General features: G+C 71.7%; 24 protein-coding genes and 1 riboswitch. Of the genes, 18 read left to right on the forward strand and 6 right to left on the reverse strand.

Translation table 11 applies throughout. The annotated features are described in order from the left end of the window. The first annotated feature begins 85 nt into the window (after positions 1-85). The 4 genes from ACFZB9_RS27970 (at position 86) to ACFZB9_RS27985 (ending at position 4,464) form a co-directional block, all read left to right on the forward strand. Positions 86-808 carry an MBL fold metallo-hydrolase gene (locus ACFZB9_RS27970; protein ID WP_391451651.1) on the forward strand — a complete coding sequence of 241 codons (723 nt, stop codon included), beginning with the start codon at positions 86-88 and terminating at the stop codon, positions 806-808. An 11-nt stretch (positions 809-819) separates the two neighbouring features. After that, positions 820-2,082 (forward strand): histidine--tRNA ligase, encoded by a 1,263-nt coding sequence (gene hisS / locus ACFZB9_RS27975; RefSeq protein ID WP_391451653.1) that lies wholly within the window; start codon positions 820-822, stop codon positions 2,080-2,082. Continuing rightward, positions 2,079-3,869 (forward strand): aspartate--tRNA ligase, encoded by a 1,791-nt coding sequence (gene aspS / locus ACFZB9_RS27980; protein ID WP_391451655.1) that lies wholly within the window; start codon positions 2,079-2,081, stop codon positions 3,867-3,869. The genes hisS and aspS overlap by 4 nt, the downstream gene beginning before the upstream one ends. A gap of 76 nt (positions 3,870-3,945) precedes the next feature. After that, the gene (locus ACFZB9_RS27985) at positions 3,946-4,464 is read left to right on the forward strand and encodes a GNAT family N-acetyltransferase (protein ID WP_391451657.1); all 519 of its coding nucleotides are present in this window, start codon (positions 3,946-3,948) and stop codon (positions 4,462-4,464) included. On the opposite strand, the gene ACFZB9_RS27990 is transcribed toward ACFZB9_RS27985, so the two are convergent. From ACFZB9_RS27990 to ACFZB9_RS28010, 5 genes are all read right to left on the reverse strand, one after another. Beyond that, positions 4,451-4,780, reverse strand: a complete 330-nt coding sequence (locus ACFZB9_RS27990) for a hypothetical protein (RefSeq protein ID WP_391451658.1) — start codon at positions 4,778-4,780, stop codon at positions 4,451-4,453. The genes ACFZB9_RS27985 and ACFZB9_RS27990 overlap by 14 nt on opposite strands. Before the next feature lie 57 nt (positions 4,781-4,837). Continuing rightward, entirely contained in the window at positions 4,838-5,809 is a 972-nt protein-coding gene (locus tag ACFZB9_RS27995) for a sporulation-delaying protein SdpB family protein (RefSeq protein WP_391451660.1), read from the reverse strand. Next, positions 5,800-6,381, reverse strand: coding sequence for an SdpA family antimicrobial peptide system protein (locus ACFZB9_RS28000; RefSeq protein ID WP_391451661.1), 582 nt, complete (start codon positions 6,379-6,381; stop codon positions 5,800-5,802). Before ACFZB9_RS28000 ends, ACFZB9_RS27995 begins: the two co-directional genes overlap by 10 nt. A gap of 148 nt (positions 6,382-6,529) precedes the next feature. Beyond that, complete coding sequence (locus ACFZB9_RS28005) at positions 6,530-7,186, reverse strand: sporulation delaying protein family toxin (RefSeq protein WP_391451663.1); 657 nt, start codon at positions 7,184-7,186, stop codon at positions 6,530-6,532. Positions 7,187-7,245: 59 nt separating this feature from the next. Next, positions 7,246-7,611 carry an SdpI family protein gene (locus ACFZB9_RS28010; protein WP_391451665.1) on the reverse strand — a complete coding sequence of 122 codons (366 nt, stop codon included), beginning with the start codon at positions 7,609-7,611 and terminating at the stop codon, positions 7,246-7,248. 369 nt (positions 7,612-7,980) lie between these two features. On the opposite strand from ACFZB9_RS28010, the gene ppk2 reads away from it, so the two are divergent. The 10 genes from ppk2 to ACFZB9_RS28060 all read left to right on the forward strand — a co-directional run bounded on the left by ppk2 (position 7,981) and on the right by ACFZB9_RS28060 (position 19,868). Next, positions 7,981-8,847, forward strand: coding sequence for a polyphosphate kinase 2 (ppk2, locus tag ACFZB9_RS28015; protein ID WP_391451667.1), 867 nt, complete (start codon positions 7,981-7,983; stop codon positions 8,845-8,847). Positions 8,848-8,878: 31 nt separating this feature from the next. After that, on the forward strand, positions 8,879-10,249 hold the full coding sequence (locus tag ACFZB9_RS28020) for a replication-associated recombination protein A (RefSeq protein WP_391451669.1): 1,371 nt from the start codon (positions 8,879-8,881) through the stop codon (positions 10,247-10,249). A gap of 340 nt (positions 10,250-10,589) precedes the next feature. Beyond that, entirely contained in the window at positions 10,590-11,204 is a 615-nt protein-coding gene (rpsD, locus tag ACFZB9_RS28025; RefSeq protein WP_391451670.1) for a 30S ribosomal protein S4, read from the forward strand. A 197-nt stretch (positions 11,205-11,401) separates the two neighbouring features. Then, positions 11,402-11,878, forward strand: a complete 477-nt coding sequence (locus ACFZB9_RS28030; protein WP_391451672.1) for a DUF948 domain-containing protein — start codon at positions 11,402-11,404, stop codon at positions 11,876-11,878. A 6-nt stretch (positions 11,879-11,884) separates the two neighbouring features. After that, entirely contained in the window at positions 11,885-12,253 is a 369-nt protein-coding gene (locus ACFZB9_RS28035; RefSeq protein WP_391451674.1) for a DUF6167 family protein, read from the forward strand. Between the two features lie 15 nt (positions 12,254-12,268). Continuing rightward, positions 12,269-14,938, forward strand: a complete 2,670-nt coding sequence (gene alaS / locus ACFZB9_RS28040) for an alanine--tRNA ligase (RefSeq protein ID WP_391451676.1) — start codon at positions 12,269-12,271, stop codon at positions 14,936-14,938. Beyond that, positions 14,938-15,441 carry a Holliday junction resolvase RuvX gene (gene ruvX / locus ACFZB9_RS28045; protein ID WP_391451678.1) on the forward strand — a complete coding sequence of 168 codons (504 nt, stop codon included), beginning with the start codon at positions 14,938-14,940 and terminating at the stop codon, positions 15,439-15,441. Before alaS ends, ruvX begins: the two co-directional genes overlap by 1 nt. 92 nt (positions 15,442-15,533) lie before the next feature. Continuing rightward, a complete protein-coding gene (gene mltG, locus ACFZB9_RS28050) occupies positions 15,534-16,769 on the forward strand; it encodes an endolytic transglycosylase MltG (protein WP_391451680.1) in 1,236 nt (411 codons plus the stop codon). Positions 16,770-16,981: 212 nt separating this feature from the next. After that, positions 16,982-18,976, forward strand: coding sequence for an endolytic transglycosylase MltG (gene mltG, locus ACFZB9_RS28055; protein WP_391451682.1), 1,995 nt, complete (start codon positions 16,982-16,984; stop codon positions 18,974-18,976). Positions 18,977-19,037: 61 nt separating this feature from the next. Next, positions 19,038-19,868 carry a shikimate dehydrogenase gene (locus tag ACFZB9_RS28060; protein ID WP_391451684.1) on the forward strand — a complete coding sequence of 277 codons (831 nt, stop codon included), beginning with the start codon at positions 19,038-19,040 and terminating at the stop codon, positions 19,866-19,868. Between the two features lie 33 nt (positions 19,869-19,901). Here the strand turns inward: ACFZB9_RS28060 and ACFZB9_RS28065 are convergent, their stop codons facing one another. Beyond that, entirely contained in the window at positions 19,902-20,153 is a 252-nt protein-coding gene (locus ACFZB9_RS28065; RefSeq protein ID WP_391451686.1) for a hypothetical protein, read from the reverse strand. Positions 20,154-20,174: 21 nt separating this feature from the next. After that, positions 20,175-20,238, reverse strand: a riboswitch (guanidine-III (ykkC-III) riboswitch). 177 nt (positions 20,239-20,415) lie between these two features. Between ACFZB9_RS28065 and aroC the strand changes: the two genes are divergently transcribed. Genes aroC through aroQ form a run of 4 tightly spaced genes read left to right on the forward strand, consistent with a single transcriptional unit; the run spans position 20,416 to position 23,655 of the window. Continuing rightward, a complete protein-coding gene (aroC, locus tag ACFZB9_RS28070) occupies positions 20,416-21,600 on the forward strand; it encodes a chorismate synthase (RefSeq protein WP_391451688.1) in 1,185 nt (394 codons plus the stop codon). Continuing rightward, positions 21,597-22,127 carry a shikimate kinase gene (locus ACFZB9_RS28075; RefSeq protein ID WP_391451690.1) on the forward strand — a complete coding sequence of 177 codons (531 nt, stop codon included), beginning with the start codon at positions 21,597-21,599 and terminating at the stop codon, positions 22,125-22,127. The genes aroC and ACFZB9_RS28075 overlap by 4 nt, the downstream gene beginning before the upstream one ends. Then, positions 22,124-23,218: a 3-dehydroquinate synthase gene (aroB, locus tag ACFZB9_RS28080; RefSeq protein WP_391451692.1), complete on the forward strand. Its 1,095-nt coding sequence runs from the start codon at positions 22,124-22,126 to the stop codon at positions 23,216-23,218. The genes ACFZB9_RS28075 and aroB overlap by 4 nt, the downstream gene beginning before the upstream one ends. Beyond that, positions 23,215-23,655 (forward strand): type II 3-dehydroquinate dehydratase, encoded by a 441-nt coding sequence (gene aroQ / locus ACFZB9_RS28085; RefSeq protein WP_391451694.1) that lies wholly within the window; start codon positions 23,215-23,217, stop codon positions 23,653-23,655. Before aroB ends, aroQ begins: the two co-directional genes overlap by 4 nt. Positions 23,656-23,711: the final 56 nt, after the last annotated feature.

Here is a 23,711-nt window from a genome sequence, read left to right on the forward strand (position 1 = left end):
CGACCTGCCGTGCCACCCCGATCGATCCGCCAGAGGCCGACCCGTCCGAGATCGACCCCGCCGACCCCGCCTGAGAAGGACTGCCGTGTTCATCGCCGGATTTCCCGCCGGAGCGTGGGGCACCAACTGCTACCTCGTGGCGCCGGCCGCCGGCGAGGAGTGCGTGATCGTCGACCCGGGGATGGACGCCACCGAGGGTGTGGAGGCGATGATCCGCGAGCACCGGCTCAAGCCGGTCGCCGTGGTGCTCACCCACGGCCACATCGACCACGTGGCCTCGGTGATGCCGATCTGCGGTGCCAAGGGCGTGCCCGCCTGGATCCACCCCGACGACCGGTTCATGCTGACCGACCCGGAGAAGGCGCTGGGCCGCTCGCTCGGCGCGCAGCTCCTGGGCGAGCTGACCATCGGCGAGCCGGACGACGTGCGGGAGCTGACCGACGGCTCGGTGCTCGACCTGGCGGGCCTCAAGCTCACCGTCGACCACACGCCCGGCCATACCAAGGGGTCGGTGACGTTCCGGACGCCTGCCACGGAAGAGATCCCTCCGGTCCTCTTCTCGGGCGACCTGCTCTTCGCCGGCTCCATCGGGCGCACGGACCTGCCCGGCGGCGACCACGACGCGATCATGCGCTCGCTGGCCCGGGTGTGCCTGCCCCTCGACGACGCCACCGTGGTCCTGTCCGGCCACGGCACCCAGACCACCATCGGCCGCGAGCGCGCCACCAACCCCTACCTCAGGCAAGCGGCGGGGGCGATCCCCACGGCGGGCGACGCAGCTCCCGCGGCCGTGCGACGAGGAATGTGACGGAAGACCAGTTGAGCACCTTCACCGCCCCCAAGGGCACCTACGACCTGCTGCCGCCCAGCTCCGCGACCTTCCTGGCGGTGCGCCAGGCGCTGGCCGCACCGCTGCGCCGGGCCGGCTACGGCTACATCGAGACCCCGGTCTTCGAGGACGTCAAGCTCTTCTCCCGCGGCGTCGGTGAGTCCACCGACATCGTCACCAAGGAGATGTTCACCCTCACCAAGCGCGGCAAGGAGGACCTCGCGCTGCGCCCCGAGGGCACCGCCTCGGTGGTCCGCGCGGTGCTCGAGGGCAACCTGCACAAGCTCGGCAACCTGCCGGTCAAGGTCTGGTACTCGGGCAACTTCTACCGCTACGAGCGGCCGCAGAAGGGCCGCTACCGGCAGTTCTCCCAGGTCGGCGCCGAGGCGCTGGGCGCCGAGGACCCGGCGCTGGACGCCGAGGTGATCATCCTGGCCGATGACGCCTTCCGCTCGCTGGGCCTGCGCGACTACCGGCTGCTGCTCAACAGCCTGGGCGACAAGCAGTGCCGCCCGGTCTACCGCGCCGCGCTGCAGGAGTTCCTGCGCGGCCTGGACCTGGACGAGGACACCCGCAACCGCGCCGAGATCAACCCGCTGCGGGTGCTGGACGACAAGCGCGAGGCCGTGCAGGCCCAGCTGACCGGCGCCCCGCTGCTGCGCGACTACCTGTGCGAGGACTGCAAGGCCTACGACGAGCAGGTCCGCGCGCTGCTGACCGCGGCCGGTGTGGACTTCGTCGACGACCCCAAGCTGGTCCGCGGCCTGGACTACTACACCCGCACCACCTTCGAGTTCGTCCACAACGGCCTGGGCGCGCAGTCCGCGATCGGCGGCGGCGGCCGCTACGACGGCCTGTCCGAGATGCTCGGCGGCCCCTCGCTGCCCTCGGTCGGCTGGGGCCTGGGTGTGGACCGGATCTACCTCGCGCTGGAGGCCGAGGGCATCGAGCTCGACGTGCCCGCCACCACCTCGGTGTACGCGGTGGCCCTCGGCGAGGAGGCCAAGAACGTGCTCTTCGCCAAGGTGACCGAGCTGCGCCGGGCCGGCGTGGCCACCGACCTCGCCTTCGGCGTCAAGGGCATCAAGAACGCCATGAAGTCCGCCGACCGCTCCGGGGCCCGCTTCGCCCTGGTCGCCGGTGACCGTGATCTCGCCGAAGGGGTCGTCCAGCTCAAGGACCTGACCACCGGCGAGCAGAACCCGGTCGCACTCGAAGCACTCGTCACCACCCTGAAGGAGAAGCAGCTGTGATCCGCACGCACGACGCGGGCACCCTCCGCGCGGAGCACGCCGGCGCGACCGTCACCCTGGCCGGCTGGGTCGCTCGCCGCCGCGACCACGGTGGGGTGGCCTTCATCGACCTGCGCGACGCCTCCGGCACCGTGCAGGTCGTGGTCCGCGATCTGGATTCGGTGCACGGCCTGCGCGCCGAGTACTGCGTCAAGGTGATCGGTGACGTCCGGGTCCGCCCGGAGGGCAACGAGAACCCGGACATCCCGACCGGTGCGGTCGAGGTCGTGGTCAGCGCGATCGAGGTGCTCTCCGAGGCCGCGCCGCTGCCCTTCCAGGTCGCCGAGTACGAGCCCGGCACGGTCAACGAGGAGGTCCGGCTGCGCTACCGCTACCTGGACCTGCGCCGTGAGGGCCCGGCGCGCGCGCTGCGCCTGCGCTCCAAGGTGAACAACATCATCCGCCGGGTGATGGAGGAGAACGACTTCCTCGACATCGAGACGCCGTACCTGACCCGCTCCACCCCCGAGGGCGCCCGCGACTTCCTGGTCCCGGTCCGCCTGCAGCCCGGTCACTGGTACGCCCTGCCGCAGTCGCCGCAGCTCTTCAAGCAGCTGCTGATGGTGGCCGGCATGGAGCGGTACTACCAGATCGCCCGCTGCTTCCGCGACGAGGACTTCCGCGCCGACCGGCAGCCGGAGTTCACCCAGCTGGACATCGAGGCCTCGTTCGTCGACCAGGAGGACATCCTGGCCCTCGGCGAGAAGCTGGTCGCCGCCGTCTGGCGCGAGGTGCACGGGTACGAGATCCCCAACCCGCTGCCCCGGATGAGCTACGCGGACGCCATGAGCCGCTACGGCTCCGACAAGCCGGACGTCCGCTTCGGCCAGGAACTCACCGACCTCACCGAGTACTTCAAGGGCACCGAGTTCCGGGTCTTCCAGGCGCCGTACGTCGGTGCCGTGGTGATGCCCGGCGGCGCCTCGCAGCCGCGCAAGGCGCTGGACGCGTGGCAGGACTGGGCCAAGGCGCGCGGCGCCCGGGGCCTGGCCTACGTGATCATCGACGCGGAGACCGGCGAGCTGCGCGGCCCGGTGGCCAAGAACCTCTCGGCCGAGCACCTGGCGGGCCTGGCGGACGCGGTCGGTGCCAAGAACGGCGACGCGGTCTTCTTCGCGGCCGGCAAGGCCACCGCCTCGCAGGAGCTGCTGGGCGCCGCCCGGCTGGAGATCGGCCGCCGCTGCGAGCTGATCGACCAGTCCCAGTGGGCCTTCCTCTGGGTCGTCGACTTCCCGATGTTCGAGCCGATCGAGGACGACAAGGGCGTCTTCCAGGGCTGGCACGCGGTGCACCACCCGTTCACCGCGCCCACCGCCGAGTCACTGGCGACCTTCGACACCGACCCGGGCAGCGCCCTGTCCAACGCCTACGACCTGGTGCTCAACGGTTCGGAGCTGGGCGGCGGTTCGATCCGTATCCACCAGCGGGACGTGCAGAAGCGGGCGTTCGACGCGATCGGGCTCTCCGAGGAGGAGGCGCAGTCGCAGTTCGGCTTCCTGCTGGACGCCTTCAACTACGGCCCGCCGCCGCACGGCGGGGTGGCCTTCGGCCTGGACCGGATCGTCACGCTGCTGGGCGGCTACGACACCATCCGCGACGTCATCGCCTTCCCGAAGACCTCCACCGGTGGTGACCCGCTGACCGGGGCGCCGACCCCGATCACCCCGGCCCAGCGCCGCGAGGCCGGCGTCGACGCCAAGCCGAAGAGCGAGACCAAGCCCGAGTCCGAGGCCCCGCAGGCCTCCTGACACTTGATCACAATCCACCTCCGGCCGGTGTGCAGTTCGCGCACCGGCCGGAGTGCGTTCCACAGAGGAGTGGGCCGTGAAACTGCGCACCAGAGTCGAGGAGCCCGCGGACGCGCCTGCCGTCAGACGGGTGCACATGGCGGCCTTCCCCGGTCCCGAGGAGGCCGACCTGGTGGACGCGCTGCGCCGCGATCCGGCGTGGCTGCCGGACCTCTCCGTGGTGGCCGTCGACGGGGGCGGGCTGGTGGTGGCGCACGCGCTGCTCACCCGGTTGCGGATCGGCCGGGGCAAGGGTCTGGCGCTGGCCCCGGTGGCGGTGGCGCCCGAGTGGCAGCGCCGCGGGGTGGGCGAGCGGGTGGTCCGGGCCGCGCTGGAGGCGGCGGAGGGAGCGGGGGAGCGGCTGGTCGTGGTGCTCGGCGACCCCGCCTACTACGGCCGGTTCGGGTTCATCCCGGCGGCCCGGCACGGGGTGACCGGGCCGTTCGAGGTCCCCGAGGAGGTCTTCCAGGTGCTGCCGCTGCCGGCCTTCGACGGCAACCCGCGCGGGCACTGCGGGTACCCGGAGCCGTTCGAGACGACGGCTAACGGGAGCTGACGCCCTCTCCGGTGATCCGGAAGGCGCTGGAGTTGCGCACGCCGAGCTGGGCCCGCACCCGCAGCCGGGGCGGCCCGTCGGCGGTGAGGACCGCGCGGCCCTCACCCAGCCGGGCGGCGTGCTGGCCGCGGTAGCGGAAGTACACGCTCAGGCGGTGCTCGCCGGGGGTGAGCCGAAGCGTCGTGGCGGCGCCCCAGGAGGTGCGGTGCTCGGTGTCGTCCACCTCCACCACCGGGAAGGTGAACAGGTGGTGGAAGACGGCGGCGAAGCCCGAGGGGCGCACCGTGATGTCCAGGTGTGCGGGACTGTCTGACATGACGTCAACCTTCGTTCGGATCAAGGGGAACAGCGGCGGTCGGGCGGGTCGGGCCACTCAGTGCGCGGGCACGGTGGTCTTCGGCAGGTCGGTGACCACGGCGAGGGCCGGCGGCTCGGCCGGGTGCGCGGCGGGCCGGCGCGGACCCGGTGTCGCGGTGATGATCGAGGCTCCGATCATCACCAGACCGAAGCTCCACAGCCCCATCGTCATGATGATCATCCCGTGCAGCGCGATGTCCAGCGCCAGGCCCACCTTGCGCCAGCGCTCCGAGGAGAGCACGCAGACGGCGATCGCCAGCTCCATCACCAGGGCGCCCCAGGTCATGCCGACGACCACCAGGGTGTTGCGCGAGAGCGCGTAGAACATCCCGGACAGCGGGTGGGCGACGCCGAACATGTTGTCGCGCAGGAAGTAGTACTCCGCCGTCCCGTTGGCCCAGTCGGCCACCCCGAACTTGCTGATCGCGGTGTCCAGGTAGATGTAGGCGACCTGGAGGCGCAGCGCGCAGAAGGCGGCGAAGGCGAGCACCCGCAGGTCGGGCGCGGGCGCGGTGGTGGCCGGCCGCCAGTGCCAGGGGCGGTCGTCGGCGATCGCGAGCGGGACCATCAGCAGCGAGACGATCAGGGCGATCGACTCGCCGCCGTCGGGCACCGAGATGCTGGTGGCGATCGAGTAGACCGCCCAGAGCTGCGGCAGCACGGTCCAGCGCGGCCGGTAGCCGCTGGCGGCCACGGCCAGGACCAGCACCAGCAGCCAGCGCGGGTACTCGGCGCCGATCGCGTGGTGGCCCAGACAGAAGGCGGAGAGTGCCTGCACCGAGCCGCATTTGGGCCCGTCCGAGATGCCGAGGACCGGCACCAGCAGCGCCTTGGCGGGGGTGAACAGCAGGACCGAGAGCTCGGCCAGGCAGAGCACGGTGCGCCCCACGCCGAACCAGCGGTTGCGGGCGTCGAAGCGCGACAACCTGCGGTCCAGGGCACCGGCGGCGCGGTTCAGGGCTGCTTCGAGGGCGAGGGCTAGGCGCATGTCACGTCCAGATGGGCGATCTTGACGACCCGCTTGCGGTACGCGACGAGGTTGCGGTACTCCCAGGGCACGGTCTTCTCCTCGGTGAGGTAGGCATCACCGCAGACGGTGGGGATCGGGCTGGTGTTGCGCACCCGCTGTGCGGGCGTGCCGGACGCGCTGTGCAAGCAGCTGTCGAGCAGCCCCGCGCAGTCCGTCCAGTCATTGGTCTCGGCATTCACGTAACCGATTTCCGGCCCCTGGGCGCGCTGCTCGCGGGAGAGTCCGAAGAAATTCGACGGATTTCCCTGCGGAGTCCTCATCAGGCTGCGCGCACTCGTTCCGTCAAAAGCGTAGACGCCGAGTTGTACGGTTTCCGGATTCCGGGTGAAGAATGCCCAGTCCTGCGGTGCCAGGGTGTTGAAGAGTGTTCTGGCACCCTTCGAGTGGCGGCTGCTCAGGGCATTGCTGGGCAGCGTGTAGAAGACCGACAGGACGAGGAAGGAGAAGAGGACCGCGCTGCTGGTGGCGAAGAGCGCGAGCCGGCGCCGCGCGGCTCTCGATTCGCCGGCCCGGGCGGTGGGGCTGGCCATGGGAGTGTCCTTGGGTGGGGTCTTGGTGGAAGGGGGCCGGGTGGGCCGGGTGAGGGGCCGGGTCGTCCCGCCGCGCCGCGGACGCGGCGGGACGACCCGGCCCCGGACGTGACGTCCGGTCGGCCTCGGGCCACGGCCCGGGCGTTCGTCAGAGCGCGGCGGCGACCGCGGCGACCAGGCCGTCCTCGTCGAGGGTGTTCGACTGCTTCATGTCGAAGCCGTAGCTGACCGCGTCCGGCACCACGACGAGGGCGACGGCGACCTCGGTGGCGCCCGCCACGTTCGCGTAGCCGAGCACGTTGATCGCGGCCACACCGTTGATCTCGGTGAACACGTTGGCGTCGTGCCAGACGAAGCCGTTCGGGCGCACGGCCGCGTTGTTGCGCGCGGTGCTCGCGCCGGCGTTGCTGATCACCGTCTTCAGGTCGTCGTTGAGCCGCTCCATGCCGGCCTGCACGACGAACGGGTCCTTGGCCTGGACGGCCTGGGTGACCTCGCCGTGGTAGGCCGGGTCGACGGCGGTGAGCTGCTGGGTCAGCTCGGTGACCTGGGCGTCCGACATCGGGGCCAGGGCGCTGTGCACGTTCTTGATCTTCTCGGCCAGTGCGGGGTGCTCGGTGGCGGCCCGGCCGCCGGCGAACAGCAGCAGGCTGAGCACCTCGCCGTCGCTGTACGAGCCGGTGGCCTTGGCGGCGGGCGCCGCGGGGGCACTGCCCGGGGTGGCCGCCATGGCGGAGGTGCCGAGGCCGCCGATCAGGCCGGCGGCGAGGGTCGCGCAGATCAGCGACCGGGTCTTGAGGTTCATTTGTCCACTCACCTTCAGGTGTTCTCCCGGCGAGCGTCAGGGTGCCGCACGGCGGGCACTCAGCCGCGCCGGGCCGCCGAACGGGCGGCCCGGACGGCCGTGGTGGCCGTGACGAGGTCGGCGGCACCGCAGACGATCGCGATGACGAGGAATATCCAGAACGGGCCCCGCAGGATCCCGTTGACCAGTGACGCTCCCGCCGCCAGGGCCAGCAGCGGCAGCACCAGCCGGTACCGGCGCGCTGCCGCGAGCTGGGCGGCCCGCCAGCTGGAGTCGTCGGAGGTGGTGGCTCTGGTCCTGACCCCGACCAGGGGGTTCTTCGGCAGACTGCCGACCGTTGCCTTGCGGCCCACGGTCGTGATCACCGCGCCGGCGCCGGCGAGGGTGAGCGCGAGCAGGATTCCCACCGTGAAGTGTGCGTTCATTTCCACCACTCCCTCGGACTGTCGGATATTCCGGGGAATGCCGAGGAAATGCCACCGGTGCGTTGAATGCACCGGTGCCCCCGTAAAGATCATCCCCCGTTGGTCCGGTGCTCTGGTCACCGGCCGTCCCGAATCATGGCATCGGCCCATCGGGGCGTCAACGAAGTTCGTTCGGAGGCAGTGTGGCGAGGGTGATCCGAGTGGATTTGAGCCGGGGCCGGGAAGGAATTCCGTAAAGATCCGGACCGACCCGTTCCTGTTGCTTGCGCGCTGTTGACGCGATCCCTCGCCCGCCAGGCCGCGCTGCGCGATGGGCCGATCCGCCCTAACGTGAAAGGTCGTCAGCTCCGCTCCCCGGGAGGCGTCGCCGTGACCGATCAGCCCGCCAAGCAGCCCCGCCTCGCCAAGGCGCCCTACGAGGCCGAACTGCTCAGACTCCAGAACGAGCTGGTGAAGCTGCAGGAGTGGGTGCGGGTCGAGGGGATGCGCCTCGTGGTGGTCTTCGAGGGGCGGGACGCGGCGGGCAAGGGAGGGGTCATCAAACGGGTGACCGAGTTCCTCAACCCGCGGATGGCCCGGATCGCCGCCCTGCCCGCCCCGACCGAGCGCCAGCGCGGCCAGTGGTACTTCCAGCGCTACGTGGAGCAGCTGCCGGCGAGGGGCGAGATCGTCCTGTTCGACCGCAGCTGGTACAACCGGGCCGGGGTCGAGAAGGTGATGGGCTTCTGCACCGACGAGGAGTACTGGCAGTTCCTGCACCAGTGCCCCACCTTCGAGCGGATGCTCATCGAGGCCGGCATCGAGCTGCGCAAGTACTGGTTCTCGGTCAGCGACACCGAGCAGGAGCGCCGGTTCCGGTCCCGGCTCGCCGATCCGATGCGGCGCTGGAAGCTCTCCCCGATGGACACCGAGTCGATCAGCCGGTGGGAGGACTACTCGCGGGCCAAGGACGAGATGTTCGTCTACACCGACATCCCCGAGTCGCCGTGGAACGTGGTGGAGAGCGACGACAAGCGCCGGGCCCGGATCAACATGATCGCCCACCTGCTCTCCACGCTGCCCTACACCGACGTCACCAAGCCGCCCGTCGCCCTGCCGCCGCGCCCGGCCTCCAAGGGCTACCAGCGTCCCCCGCGCGACCTGCAGAAGTACGTCCCGGACCGCGCCGCCGCACTGGCGGAGGTCGAGCCCCCGGCGCACAAGGGCAAGCACAAGCACAAGCACAAGCACGACTAGGCCTGTCGGTCCCCTCGCATAGGGTGGCGGGGTGGACGAACCGGACCTCTTCACCGCAGCCGCCGAGGACCGCCAGGCGCAGGAGCCCGGGCGCGCCCCGCTGGCGGTGCGGATGCGCCCGCGCACCCTGGACGAGGTGGCCGGGCAGCGCCACCTGCTGGCCGACGGCTCGCCGCTGCGGCGGCTGGTGGCCGGCTCGCGGGGGCCGGCGGCGACCAGTTCGGTGATCCTCTGGGGCCCACCCGGGACGGGCAAGACCACCCTCGCGCACGTGATCAGCCAGGCCGTGGAGGGCCGCTTCGTCGAGCTCTCCGCGATCACCGCCGGCGTCAAGGAGGTGCGCGCGGTGATCGAGGGCGCGCGCCGCGCGGTGGGCATGAGCGGCAAGGAGACGGTGCTCTTCCTGGACGAGATCCACCGCTTCTCCAAGGCCCAGCAGGACTCGCTGCTGCCCGCGGTGGAGAACCGCTGGGTGACGCTGATCGCCGCCACCACCGAGAACCCGTACTTCTCGGTGATCTCCCCGCTGCTCTCCCGCTCCCTGCTGCTCACCCTGCAGTCGCTGACCGACGAGGACATCCGCGCCCTGCTGCGCCGCGCGGCCACCGACGAGCGCGGCCTGGCGGGCAGCGTGGTCCTCGGCCAGGAGGCCGAGGACCACCTGGTGCGCCTGGCCGGCGGCGATGCCCGGCGGGCGCTGACCACGCTGGAGGCGGCCGCCGGAGCCGCGCTGGAGCAGGGCGAGGCCGAGCTCACGCTGGCCACCACCGAGACCGCCGTCAACCAGGCCGCCGTGCGCTACGACAAGGACGGCGACCAGCACTACGACGTGGCCAGCGCGCTGATCAAGTCGATCCGGGGCAGCGACGTGGACGCCACCCTGCACTACCTGGCCCGGATGATCGAGGCGGGGGAGGACCCGCGGTTCATCGCCCGGCGCCTGATGATCTCCGCCAGCGAGGACATCGGCCTGGCCGACCCGACCGCGCTGCCCACGGCCGTCGCGGCCGCCCAGGCGGTGGCGCTGATCGGCTTCCCGGAGGCCCGGATCATCCTCTCCCAGGCCGCCATCGCGCTGGCGCTGGCGCCCAAGTCCAACGCCGCCTACCTGGCCATCGACGCGGCGCTGGCCGACGTGCGCCAGGGGCTGGCCGGCGCCGTCCCGCCGCACCTGCGCGACGGCCACTACGCCGGCGCCACCAAGCTCGGCCACGCGAAGGGCTACCAGTACCCGCACGACCTGCCCGGCGGAATCGCCGCCCAGCAGTACGCGCCGGACACGGTGCACGGCAAGGCCTACTACCAGCCGACCCGGCACGGCGGCGAGGCCAGGTACGCGGACATCGTGGAGTGGACCAGGGCCCGCCTCAAGGGGGAGCGGCCCAAGCCCGAGGGCGAGTGAGCGGGCGGCCCGCCGGTCATCGGCCGGGTGATCAGCCGGTATACTCGGCCGAAGTGCCTTGTTCCGGGTCCGGCAGCCGCATGGCTGACCGGCCGCACCAGCGGGACAGTGGCCCGCGGCTTCCCTTGCGGGAGCCGCCAGGAGCGTCGCGCACCTTCACAGGTGTCGCGGGCGGCCCGTCGCCTTCACCGGATGACGCGACCGCGCGTGTGCATGCACGTCAGTGCCCGGCCTCGGAGAGCGGCTGACCACCCCGGTGGTTTTTCTCCGGACCGCGAGAGGCGACCTCCGTCAACACCTGGTGAAGCCGTATTCGCACACTGAAAGAGGTAATGGTTCCATGGCGAACCAGAAGCGTCCCAAGGTCAAGATCGCGCGTGCCCTTGGCGTGCCGCTGACCCCGAAGTCCGTCAAGTACTTCGAGGCCCGCCCGTACCCGCCCGGCCAGCACGGCCGTGGCCGCAAGCAGAACTCGGACTACAAGGTCCGTCTGCTCGAGAAGCAGCGTCTGCGCGCCCAGTACGACCTGAGCGAGAAGCAGATGGCCCGCGCGTTCGACCGCGCGAAGAAGGCCGAGGGCAAGACCGGTGAGGCGCTGGTCGCCGAGCTCGAGACCCGTCTCGACTCGCTGGTGCTGCGTTCGGGCATCGCCCGGACCATCTACCAGGCCCGCCAGATGGTCGTGCACGGTCACATCGAGGTCAACGGCGGCAAGGTCAACAAGCCGTCGTTCCAGATGAAGCCGGGCTTCGTCGTCACGGTCAAGGAAAAGTCCAAGGAGAAGGTCCCGTTCCAGGTCGCCCGTGAGGGTGGCTACGCGGGTGAGGGCCAGACCCCGAAGTACCTCGAGGTCAACCTCAAGGCCCTGGCCTTCCGCCTGGACCGCGCCCCGCAGCGTCGTGAGGTCCCCGTGATCTGCGACGAGCAGCTGGTCGTCGAGTACTACTCGCGCTGACCCGCGAGCCCGGTACCCCGGTACCGGGGCGGGAGCCCCCGCGGCCTTCGGGCCGCGGGGGCTTTCGCGTTCCCGGCGCCGCCCGGCCCCGGGCCCCGCGGCGGCGGGCACGACCCGCGCGGCCAGCGCTTTATCCGGTCCGACCACGGTCCGCGGCGCGATAGGGTTCCACTCTGAGGAGTGAAGGGAGCACGCGGGTGTCCGTGGGAGAGCTGGCCGGCCTACTGGTTGCCGTGGGCTGGATCGTGCTGGTCACCCTGCTCGCCGTCGTCCTGGTGCGCCTGTCCAAGGTGCTGCGCGAGGCCACCGTGCTGGTCTCGGCCGTCACCGAGCAGGCCGTCCCGCTGCTGTCCGACGCCAGCGCCGCCGTGCGCAGCGCCCAGGAGCAGCTGGAGCGGGTCGACGACATCACCGCCAACGTGCAGGACGCCGCCGCCAACGCCAACGCGCTCTCCTCCACCGTGGCCGCCACCCTGGGCGGCCCGCTGGTCAAGATGGCCGCGTTCAGCTACGGCGTGCGCAAGGCCGTCGGCCGCCAGCAGGCCGGGCCGACCGTGCCCGCGCAGAGCAGCGAGCGCGAGGCGCTGGCCCAGCTGATCCGTGCCGAGGTGCGGGCCGCCACCGCCCCCAAGGGCGGGCTGCTGTCCCGTGTCCGGCGAGCCGTGAAGGGCTGATGCACCGTGGTACGTCGCATCTTCTGGATGACGGTCGGCGCCGGCGCCGCGGTCTGGGCCATGAACAAGGCCAACGAGGCCACCCGCCGCCTCACCCCTGACAGTCTGTCGGGCGCCGCCGCCCGCGGCGCGCTGCACCTGGGCGACACGGCCAAGCGCTTCGCCCTGGACGTGCGGGCCGGCATGGCCGAGCGCGAGGAGCAGCTGCGGGCCGACCTCGGCCTGGACGGCACCGCGGTGGTCGAGCCCCGAGCTATCCCGGCGGCACCAGGCCCAGGCCAGGTCGCCGCCCTGCCCCCGTCGCGCGTCATCACCCCTTACGTCATCGCGTCAACGCCCCGTCAGCTCGAACAGCGCCGGGACAAGCACCCTTAACCGGAAGGACCACTCATGGAGTCGGCAGAGATCCGCCGCCGCTGGCTGCGCTTCTTCGAGGAGCGCGGCCACACCGTCGTTCCGTCGGCGTCCCTGGTCGCCGACGACCCCACCCTGCTGCTGGTCAACGCCGGCATGGTGCCGTTCAAGCCGTACTTCCTGGGCGAGGTCAAGCCCCAGTTCTCCCGTGCCACCAGCGTCCAGAAGTGCGTGCGCACGCTGGACATCGAGGAGGTCGGCAAGACCACTCGGCACGGCTCGTTCTTCCAGATGTGCGGCAACTTCTCCTTCGGCGACTACTTCAAGGAAGGGGCCATCAAGTTCGCTTGGGAGCTGCTCACTTCCTCCGTCGCCGACGGTGGCTACGGCCTGGAGAAGGAGAAGCTCTGGATCACCGTCTACAAGGACGACGACGAGGCCGAGCTGATCTGGCGGGACGTCATCGGCGTGCCCTCGGAGCGGATCCAGCGCCTGGGCATGAAGGACAACTTCTGGTCGATGGGCGTGCCGGGACCGTGCGGCCCCTGCTCGGAGATCAACTACGACCGCGGCCCCGCCTACGGCGAGGAGGGCGGCCCGGCCGTCAACGGCGAGCGCTACCTGGAGATCTGGAACCTGGTCTTCATGCAGTACGAGCGCGGCCACGGTGACGGCAAGGACGGTTTCGAGATCCTCGGCGACCTGCCGAGCAAGAACATCGACACCGGTCTCGGCCTGGAGCGCCTGGCCGCGATCCTGCAGGACGTCGACAACCTCTTCGAGATCGACACCAGCCGCCTGATCCTGGACCGGGCCGCCGAGCTGACCGGCCACACCTACGGCGCCGACCACAAGTCCGACGTCTCGCTGCGCGTGGTCACCGACCACATCCGCACCGCCGTGATGCTGATCGGCGACGGCGTCACCCCGGGCAACGAGGGCCGCGGCTACGTGCTGCGCCGCATCCTGCGCCGTGCCATCCGCAACATGCGCCTGCTCGGCGCCACCGCCCCGGTGGCCAAGGAGCTGGTCGACATCACCATCAAGGCGATGGCCCCGCAGTACCCGGAGCTGGAGGCGGACCGCAAGCGGATCGACACCGTCGCCGTCGCCGAGGAGTCCGCCTTCCTGCAGACCCTGCGCAGCGGCACCCAGCTGCTGGACGCCGCGGTCACCGAGACCAAGCAGGCCGGCCACGCCGCGCTCAGCGGCGAGCAGGCGTTCAAGCTGCACGACACCTACGGCTTCCCGATCGACCTCACCCTGGAGATGGCCGAGGAGCAGGGCCTGGCGGTCGACGAGGCCGGCTTCCGCCGCCTGATGCAGGAGCAGCGCGACCGCGCCAAGGCCGACGCCAAGGCCAAGAAGATGGGCCACGCCGACGTGGCCGCCTACCGCGAGGTGGCGGACCGGTCCGGCGCCTCCGTCTTCACCGGCTACAACAGCACCGAGGGCGAGGCCACCGTGGTCGGCCTGCTGGTGAACGGGGTTCCGGCACCGGCGGCCACCGAGGGCGACGAGGTCGAGGTCATCCTCGACCGCACCCCCTTCTACGCCGAGGGCGGCGGCCAGCTCGCCGACCACGGCCGGATCCGGCTCGACTCCGGTGCGGTCGTCGAGATCCGCGACGTGCAGCAGCCGGTGCCCGGGGTGGTCGTGCACTCCGGCGGGGTGCTCTTCGGTGAGGTGGTGCTCGGGGCCTCGGCCTACGCCACCATCGACATCGAGCGCCGCCGCGCGGTCTCCCGCGCCCACAGCGCCACCCACCTGACCCACCAGGCGCTGCGCGACGCGCTCGGCCCCACGGCCGCCCAGGCCGGTTCGGAGAACGCCCCCGGGCGCTTCCGCTTCGACTTCGGCTCGCCCGCCGCCGTGCCCGGCAGCGTGCTGACCGACGTCGAGCAGAAGATCAACGAGGTGCTGACCCGCGAACTCGACGTCACCGCTGAGGTGATGACGATGGACGAGGCCCGCAAGCAGGGCGCCATCGCGATGTTCGGCGAGAAGTACGGCGACTCGGTGCGCGTGGTGACCATCGGCGACTTCTCCAAGGAGCTCTGCGGTGGCACGCACGTCGGCAACACCGCCCAGCTGGGCCTGGTGAAGCTGCTCGGCGAGTCCTCGATCGGCTCCGGGGTGCGCCGGGTGGAGGCGCTGGTCGGCGTGGACGCCTACCGCTTCCTGGCCCGCGAGCACACCGTGGTGGCCCAGCTCACCGAGCTGGTCAAGGGCCGTCCGGAGGAGCTGCCGGAGAAGATCTCCGGCATGCTCACCAAGCTCAAGGACGCCGAGAAGGAGATCGAGAAGTTCCGCGCCGAGAAGGTGCTGGCCGCGGCCGCCGGTCTGGCCCAGGGCGCCGAGGACGTCCGGGGCGTGGCCCTGGTCGCCGCCCGGGTCGCCGACGGCACCGGCGCGGACGAGCTGCGCAAGCTCGTCCTGGACGTGCGCGGCCGGCTGGGCTCGCGTCCGGCCGTGGTCGCCGCGTTCACCGTGGTGAACGACCGTCCGCTCACCGTGATCGCCACCAACGAGGACGCCCGTTCGCGCGGCGTCAAGGCCGGTGAGCTGGTGCGCGCCGCCGCCAAGACGCTCGGTGGCGGTGGCGGCGGCAAGGACGACGTGGCCCAGGGCGGCGGCACCAACGCGGCCGCCGTCGGCGAGGCCATCGAGGCCGTGCGCGCCCTGGTCGCGGAGCGCGCCGCCTGATGGACTCGCAGCACTCGCCCGGGCTCACCCCGGAGCCCGAGCCCTGGCGCCGGGGCCGGCGGATCGCCGTCGACGTCGGTGACGCCCGGATCGGGGTCGCCTCCTGCGACCCCGACGGGCTGATCGCCACGCCCGTGGAGACGGTCCCCGCCGGGGGCCGCTCCCAGGCGCGGCTCAAGGCCATCGTCGAGGAGTACGACGCCATCGAGGTGGTGGTCGGCCTGCCGCGCTCGCTCAGCGGCAAGGAGGGCCCGGCGGCCGCGAAGGTCCGCGGCTACGCGGGCCGGCTGGCCGCCCTGCTCGCCCCGGTGCCGGTGCGGCTGGTGGACGAGCGGATGACCACCGTGACCGCAGCTCAGGGCATGCGCGCCGCGGGCGTGAAGGCCAAGAAGGGGCGCTCGGCGATCGACCAGGCCGCGGCCGTGGTGATCCTGCAGAGTGCCCTGGAGGCCGAACGAGTGAGCGGCCGGCCACCCGGTGAGAGTGTCGCACCAGTGGGCTGATCACTCTTCCTAATGTGTGCTCAGGGGCCCGTCCGGACGCGTCCGGACGGGCCTCCTCGCTGACCGGGCAGGGCACACAAGGGGCAGAGGCGATGGACCAGGACGCGGTGCCCGGGCTGAGCCCGGGTCATCTCGGGGCCCCGGCCTTCGAGCCGGCCCCGGCTCCCGAGGGCCCCGTCGGGCCGGACTCCCTCGCCGGGCCCGACGGGGCCGACGAGCTGGCCGAGCCGCCGTCGAAGCACCCCGACCGCACGGGCCTTGCCTGCGGGCTCACCCTGCTGCTGCTCGCGGTGCTGGCCGGCGGCGCGCTGCTGGGCCTGCGGACCGTGTTCGTCCACTCGGGGCCGAGCCGCCCGGCCGACTACGCGGGACCCGGACACGGCACCGTGATCCAGATCTCGGTCCCGCAGGGCGCCAGCCTCACCAGGATCGGCCAGATCCTGCAGCAGAACCAGGTGGTGGCCAGCGTCAAGGCGTTCACCTCCGCCGTGGCCAACAGCACCGCCAGGATCCAGCCCGGCACCTACGCGCTGCGCCACCGGATGTCGGCCGGAGCCGCGCTGGGCGTGCTCGGCAACCCGGCCAACGCCAACGCGCTGACCATCCCGGAGGGCCGCCGGGCCAGCCAGGTCTACACCGCCATCGACCAGCGGCTGAACCTGCCGCCCGGCACCGCCCAGCACACCGCCGAGCAGCACCTGGCCGACCTCAGCCTGCCGGACTACGCGGGCGGCAACCCGGAGGGGCTCTACTACCCCTCCACCTACAGCGTGACCGGCGACACCACGGCGCTCGGCCTGCTCCAGCAGATGGTGGCCCGGGCCGGCCACGAGTTCGGCACCGACGACCTCGACCACCCCGAGATCAGCGGACTGACGGGCTACCAGGCGCTGGTGGTGGCCAGCCTGGTGCAGGGCGAGTCGGACAACCCGGACGACATGGCGAAGGTGGCCCGGGTCATCTACAACCGGCTGGCCCGCTCGATGCCGCTCCAACTGGACTCCACGATCAACTACGCGCTGGGCCGCACCACGCTGCACACCACGGTGAGTGACACCCAGCTCGACTCACCGTTCAACACCTACCGGGTGCCCGGCCTGCCGCCGACCCCGATCGACAACCCCGGGCACGACGCGATCCAGGCCGCGCTGAACCCGGCACCGGGGGACTGGATCTATTTCGTCACAGTGCGCCCGGGCGACACCAGGTTCACCGACAGTGAGCAGCAGCAGCGCAAGAACGTCGACGAGTTCAACGCCTACCAGGCCCGGCACTCCGCCTCCCCCAGCCCCAGCGTTGCCGCTCCGCCCCAACCGACCGGGCACTGACGGGCAGTTGACCGGTCGCCGACGCGTCGCCGACGCGTCGCTGACGCGCGGTCGGGGCGTGACGCGGCAATGAGGGCACAGGGAGTACCGTGCGGTACGGTAACGTCTCCCCTCAGCCGTCGCGCTAGCACGCCGGTTCGAGGTACTGCCGGGACGCCGTCCCGGACGGCCGGTCCGATCAACCGTCCGTCTCCGTCGGCCTAAGGGATTTCATGACTGATCTTGGTCGGGGCTACGGCTCCCAGCCGTGGCAGCCCACCGAGCCCGGCTACGCTGAGCAGTCGGCGCAGGCCGCCACTGCCGGCGAGTCGGAGTACCTCCCGCAGGATCCGTACGGGCAGCAGAACCACCAGTACCAGGCGCAGGGGCAGGAGCAGTACGGGCAGCAGCAGGCCTATGTGCCGCTGGATCCGTACGCCCAGCAGCAGTGGCAGCAGCAGGCGTACCAGCAGCAGTACCCGCAGCAGCAGGGCTACCCGCAGCAGGGCGGCTACGTCCAGCAGGCCGAGTACCCGCAGCAGACCCAGTACCAGCAGCAGGGCTTCCCGCAGCAGACCGGCGGCTACCAGCAGGTGCCGCAGCAGTTCGCCCCGGACCAGTTCGGCCAGCAGCAGGTCAGCCAGCAGCAGACCGGCCAGCAGCAGACCGGCCAGCAGCAGTTCGGTCAGCAGCAGGGTCAGCAGCAGGGCTTCCCGCAGCAGATGCAGCCGCAGCAGCAGACCGGCACGCAGCAGATGCCCCAGCAGGTCCAGCAGCACCCGGCCGCCCAACAGCCGGTCGCGCAGCAGCAGATGGCGCCGCAGCAGGCCGCGCGCCGGCAGCCCGCGCCGCAGCAGGCCCGGCAGCCCGCGGGACCGGGGCCGGACGGCATCGACTGGGAGGCCGAGGCCGCCGCGCTGGAGGCCGGCGCGCACCCGGAGCAGTACACCGAGTCCACCGAGGGCGAGGAAACCGCGTTCGACGAGACCGCCGAGGGCGAGTACGTCGACGAGGAGTACGAGGAGCACGCCGAGGACGGCGAGCACACCGAGGACGAGTTCGCCGAGGAGGACCGCCAGGGCTTCCTCGGCCCGCAGGACCTCAGCCAGGAGGCGGAGGCCGAGCGCAAGGCCAAGGGCAAGAAGTCCGGGCGCCGCAACGGCGGTGCCTGCCTGCTGGTGGCCCTGGTGCTGCTCGGCGGCCTGGGCGGCGCCGGCTGGTGGGGCTACGGCTTCTACCAGACCACCTTCGGCCCGCCGCCGGACTTCAAGGGCAACGGCACCGGCAACGTGCAGATCCAGATCCAGGACGGCTCCTCGGCCGGCGACATGGCGCAGGTGTTGCAGAAGGCCGGCGTGGTGAAGAGCGTGAAGGCCTTCAACAACGCCTACACCAACGCGAACAAGCCCATCCAGCCCGGCTACTACTCGATGCAGTTGCAGATGTCCGGCGACGCGGCGGTGGCGCTGATGATCAGCGAGGCCGGCGGCGACTCGCTGATCATCCCCGAGGGCAAGAAGGCCTCGGACATCTACACGATGATCGACACCAAGCTGAAGCTCTCCCCGGGCACCACCGCGAACGCGGCCAAGGCGAACGTGGCCAACCTCGGCCTGCCCGCCTACGCGAACAACAACCCCGAGGGCTTCCTGTGGCCGACCAAGTACTCGGTGGCCCAGGGCATGAAGCCGGAGGACCTGCTCAAGCAGATGGTGAGCAACGCGGTGGCCGAGTACAGCCAGCTCAACCTGGACACGGCGGCCCAGGCCGTCGGCCTGAAGAACGCCTACGACGTGATCACCGAGGCGAGCATCCTGCAGGCGGAGGGCAACAACGTCGCCGACTTCGGCAAGATGGCCCGGGTCATGGACAACCGGCTCAACGGCCCGCTCACCAAGGACCTCACCAAGCACGTGCTCGGCATGGACACCACGCTGCAGTACTCGCTGGGCACCAAGACGCTGACCTTGGCGCAGATCGACGACGGGTCGAACAGGTACAACACCTACATCAACCCGGGCCTGCCGCCGAGCCCGATCTCCAACCCGGGCGATGCCGCGATCAAGGCCGTGCTCAACCCGACCCCGGGCGACTGGATCTTCTTCATCGCGATGAGCCCGACCGAGACGCGGTTCTCTGCCACCAAGGCCGAGCACTCGCAGAACGTCCAGCAGTACTGCACCGCGCACGGCCAGGGCTACGACGCGGGCAACATGACCTGCAAGTAGCGGGCGCGCGGCGGCGGGTAGGTTGGTCCGGCTCTGTCCGGCAGGAAAGGTGACCAGGCTCGTGACCATCCACCACCGCGCGGCCGTGCTCGGCTCGCCCATCGCGCACTCGCTCTCCCCGGTGCTGCACAACGCCGCCTACCGGGCGCTGGGGCTCGACGACTGGGAGTACGGCCGCTTCGAACTGGACGAGGCCAGGTTGCCGGGCTTCCTGGCCGGCCTCGCACCGGGCGGCTGGGCGGGCTTCTCGCTGACCATGCCGCTGAAGCGGGCGGTGATCCCGCTGCTGGACGAGGTGAGCGAGAGCGCGCTGGCGGTGGACGCGGTGAACACCCTGGTCTTCGAGGCCGACGGCCGGCGCACCGGTGACAACACCGACGTGCCGGGCCTGGTCGCGGCGCTGCGCGAGCGCGGCATCGAGAAGGTGCCCGCGGCGGCCGTGCTGGGCGCCGGTGCCACCGCCTCCTCCGCGCTGGCCGCGCTCGCCCGGCTCGGCGCCGGGCAGATCACCGTCTACGTGCGCAGCCCGGAGCGGGCCCGGCAGATGCGGGAGCTGGGGGAGCGGCTGGGGGTGGCGGTGCTGACCGCCGACTGGGCACGCGGCGCCGAGGCACTGGCCGGCCCGCTGACCGTCTCCACCACCCCGGTCGGCGCCACCGACGGCTTCGCCGAGGAGCTCACCGCCACCCCGGGCGCCCTGTTCGACGTGCTCTACCACCCCTGGCCGACCGCGCTCGCCGCCGCCTGCGCCGAGCGCGGTGCCACCGTGCTCGGCGGCCTTGACCTGCTGGTCCATCAGGCGGTGCTGCAGTGCGAGCGGTTCACCGGGATCACCCCGGGGCCGCTGGCGGCGATGCGGGCGGCGGGCGAAGCGGCACTGGCGAGCAGCTAGCGCCTGTTAGGGGACCCCTACTGGCGGACCCTCTTAGTGCTGCGCGCTCGGTGCCCGGCCGCGCAGCACGGCCACCAGGCCGAGCAGCGAGACCACCGCCCAGACGCCCTCCAGCAGCAGGAACCCCCACTGCGAGGTCAGTGCGGCCTGGGTGGCCAGGATCGCCGAGCCGCACAGGTTCAGCAGCAGGTAGCCGCGCGAGCGCGCGTCGAGCTTGCCCCACTGGGCGAGCGCGAACGGGATCAGGATGAGTATCGAGCCGAAGATCTGCACGGCCTGTTCCATGACGGGGACCCCTCCCATGGGTCTGCGTCGTCTTGTCAGTCCGGGTACGGCGCGTCTCGTCCGGTGGCCGCGGGAAGCGGTCGAACACCATTCTGCCTGATCAAACGCGGGACGAACATGTCCGCTCCCCGGACCGTGGCCCGCGTGCGGGCGAGGTCGTGAAAGGATTCACCACAGGGCTCGCCGCACGGGCCCGCAGACCGAACCCCGGCCGGGAGCGCCGCGCGAGCGCCGTGACCGGACCGCTGACGAAGGAGCACCGTTGGGTACGTTGCGCTGGCTCACGGCGGGGGAGTCGCACGGCCCCGCCCTCGTTGCCACCCTGGAGGGCCTGCCCGCGGGCGTGCCCGTGACCACCGCCGCGGTGGCGGACGCGCTGGCCCGGCGGCGTCTGGGCTACGGGCGCGGCGCCCGGATGAAGTTCGAGCAGGACGAGGTGACCTTCCTCGGAGGGGTGCGGCACGGCGAGACCATGGGCAGCCCGGTGGCGATCATGGTCGGCAACACCGAGTGGCCCAAGTGGCAGCAGGTGATGTCGGCCGACCCGGTCGACCCCGAGATCCTGGCGGGCCTGGCCCGCAACGAGGCGCTCACCCGCCCCCGCCCCGGCCACGCCGACCTGGCCGGCATGCAGAAGTACTCGATCGACGAGGCCCGCCCGATCCTGGAGCGTGCCAGCGCCCGTGAGACGGCCGCCCGGGTCGCGCTCGGTGTGGTGGCCCGGGCGTTCCTCAAGGAGACCTGCGGCATCGAGATCGTCTCGCACGTGGTCGAGCTCGGCGCCGCCAAGGCCCCGGCCGGCGTGCTGCCGCAGCCCGCCGACGAGGCCCGGCTCGACGAGGACCCGGTGCGCTGCCTGGACGCGGACGCCTCGAAGCGGATGGTCGCCGAGATCGACCAGGCCCACAAGGACGGCGACACGCTCGGCGGCGTGGTCGAGGTGCTGGCCTACGGCGTGCCGGTGGGCCTGGGCTCGCACGTGCACTGGGACCGCCGCCTGGACGCGCGGCTGGCCGCCGCGCTGATGGGCATTCAGGCGATCAAGGGCGTCGAGGTCGGCGACGGCTTCGAGCTGGCCCGGATCCCCGGTTCGCAGGCGCACGACGAGATCGTGCCGACCCCGGACGGTGTCAGGCGCACCTCCGGCCGGTCCGGCGGCACCGAGGGCGGCCTGTCCACCGGTGAGCTGCTGCGGGTGCGGGCCGCGATGAAGCCGATCGCCACCGTGCCGCGCGCGCTGCGCACCATCGACGTGCGCACCGGCGAGGAGGCCAAGGCGCACCACCAGCGCTCGGACGTCTGTGCGGTGCCGGCCGCCGGCATCGTCGCCGAGGCGATGGTCGCGCTGGTGCTGGCCGACGCGGTCAGCGAGAAGTTCGGCGGGGACCACGTCAGTGAGACCCGGCGCAATGTGCAGGGCTACCTCGACAACCTGATCGTCCGATGAGCGCTGCCGCATCCGGCGGACCCAGGGTCGTGCTGGTCGGCCCTCCGGGAGCCGGCAAGAGCACCGTGGGCCGGCTGCTCGCCGAGCGGCTCGGCTGCGCCTTCCGGGACACCGACGCCGACATCGAGCAGCGGGCCGGCAAGCCGATCCCGGACATCTTCATCGAGGACGGCGAGCCGCACTTCCGCGAGCTGGAGGCCGCCGCGGTCGCCGCCGCGCTGGCCGGGCACGAGGGCGTGCTCGCGCTCGGCGGCGGCGCGGTGATGACGGACGCCACCCGGGCGCTGCTGGCCGGTCGGCCGGTGGTCTACCTGGAGGTGGCGCTGCACGACGCCGTCAAGCGGGTGGGCCTGGACGCGCCGCGCCCGCTGCTCGCGGTCAACCCGCGCCAGCAGTGGCGCGAGCTGATGGAGCGTCGCCGACCGCTCTACCTGGACGTGGCCGCCGCCACGGTGGCCACCGAGGGGCGCACCCCGGAGCAGGTCGTCGACGCCGTACTGGAATCCCTGGAGTTGAAGGACGCATGAGCAGCACCGACACCGTCACCATCCACGTCGGCGGCTCGGCCGGCCACGCGCCGTACGACGTGCTGGTCGGGCACCAGCTGCTCGGCGAGCTGAGCGGGCTGATCGGCAACCAAGCGCGCCGGGTGGCGATCATCCACCCCGAGGCGCTGTCGGCCACCGGTGAGGCGATCCGCGAGGACCTGGCCGCCGAGGGCTACGAGGCGATCGCGCTGCAGGTGCCGAACGCCGAGGAGGCCAAGAGCGCCGAGGTCGCCGCCTACTGCTGGTCGGTGCTCGGCCAGACCGGGTTCACCCGCTCCGATGTGATCGTGGGCCTGGGCGGCGGCGCCACCACCGACCTGGCCGGCTTCGTCGCCGCCAGCTGGCTGCGCGGGGTGCGCTGGGTCGCGATGCCCACCACGCTGCTGGGCATGGTGGACGCGGCGGTCGGCGGCAAGACCGGCATCAACATCGCCGAGGGCAAGAACCTGGTCGGCGCCTTCCACCCGCCGGTGGGCGTGCTGGCCGATCTGGCCACCCTGGAGACCGTGCCCAAGCACGACTACGTCTCCGGTCTGGCCGAGGTGATCAAGTGCGGCTTCATCGCTGACCCGGTCATCCTCGACCTGGTGGAGGCCGACCCCGCGGGCGCCGCGACCCCTGGCGGGCCGCACACCGTGGAGCTGATCCAGCGCGCCATCCAGGTCAAGGCCGACGTGGTCTCCGGCGACCTCAAGGAGTCGGGCCTGCGCGAGATCCTCAACTACGGCCACACCCTGGCGCACGCCATCGAGCGCAACGAGCGCTACAAGTGGCGGCACGGCGCCGCGGTCTCGGTCGGCATGGTCTTCGCCGCCGAACTGGGCCGGCTGGCCGGGCGGTTGGACGACGTGACGGCCGACCGGCACCGCACCGTGCTGGCCTCGGTGGGCCTGCCGCTGAGCTACCGGGCGGACGCCTGGCCGAAGCTGCTGGACGCCATGAAGATCGACAAGAAGTCGCGCGGCGACCTGCTGCGCTTCATCGTGCTCGACGGCCTGGGCAAGACCTCCGTGCTGGAGGGCCCGGACCCGTCGCTGCTGGTCGCGGCCTACGCGGAGGTCTCCGGATGAGCAGGGTGCTGGTACTGAACGGTCCCAACCTGGGGCGCCTGGGCAGCCGGGAGCCGGACGTCTACGGCGCCACCTCCTACGGCGGGCTGGTCGAGCGCTGCACCAAGCTCGGCCGGGAGCTGGGCTTCGAGGTGGAGGTCAAGGAGACCAACTCCGAGCAGCAGATGATCGAGTGGCTGCACTGGGCGGCCGACGAGAAGACCCCCGTGGTGATCAACCCGGGTGCCTTCACGCACTACTCGTACGCGCTGCGCGACGCGGCCGCCCAGCGCACCGCGCCGCTGATCGAGGTGCACATCTCCAACCCGTACGCCCGCGAGGAGTTCCGGCACAACTCGGTGATCGCCGCGATCGCCTCCGGCACCATCGCGGGCTTCGGCCTGGGCTCCTACGAGTTGGCGCTGCGCGCGCTGGCCGAACAGCTCACCACCCGCTGACGGCGCGCCGGCCGCTCGTCGGCCGGCTCCGCACACGGCCCGGTGCCGGGGCCTGT

This window comes from Kitasatospora sp. NPDC008050, assembly GCF_042957465.1.
GTDB lineage: Bacteria > Actinomycetota > Actinomycetes > Streptomycetales > Streptomycetaceae > Kitasatospora.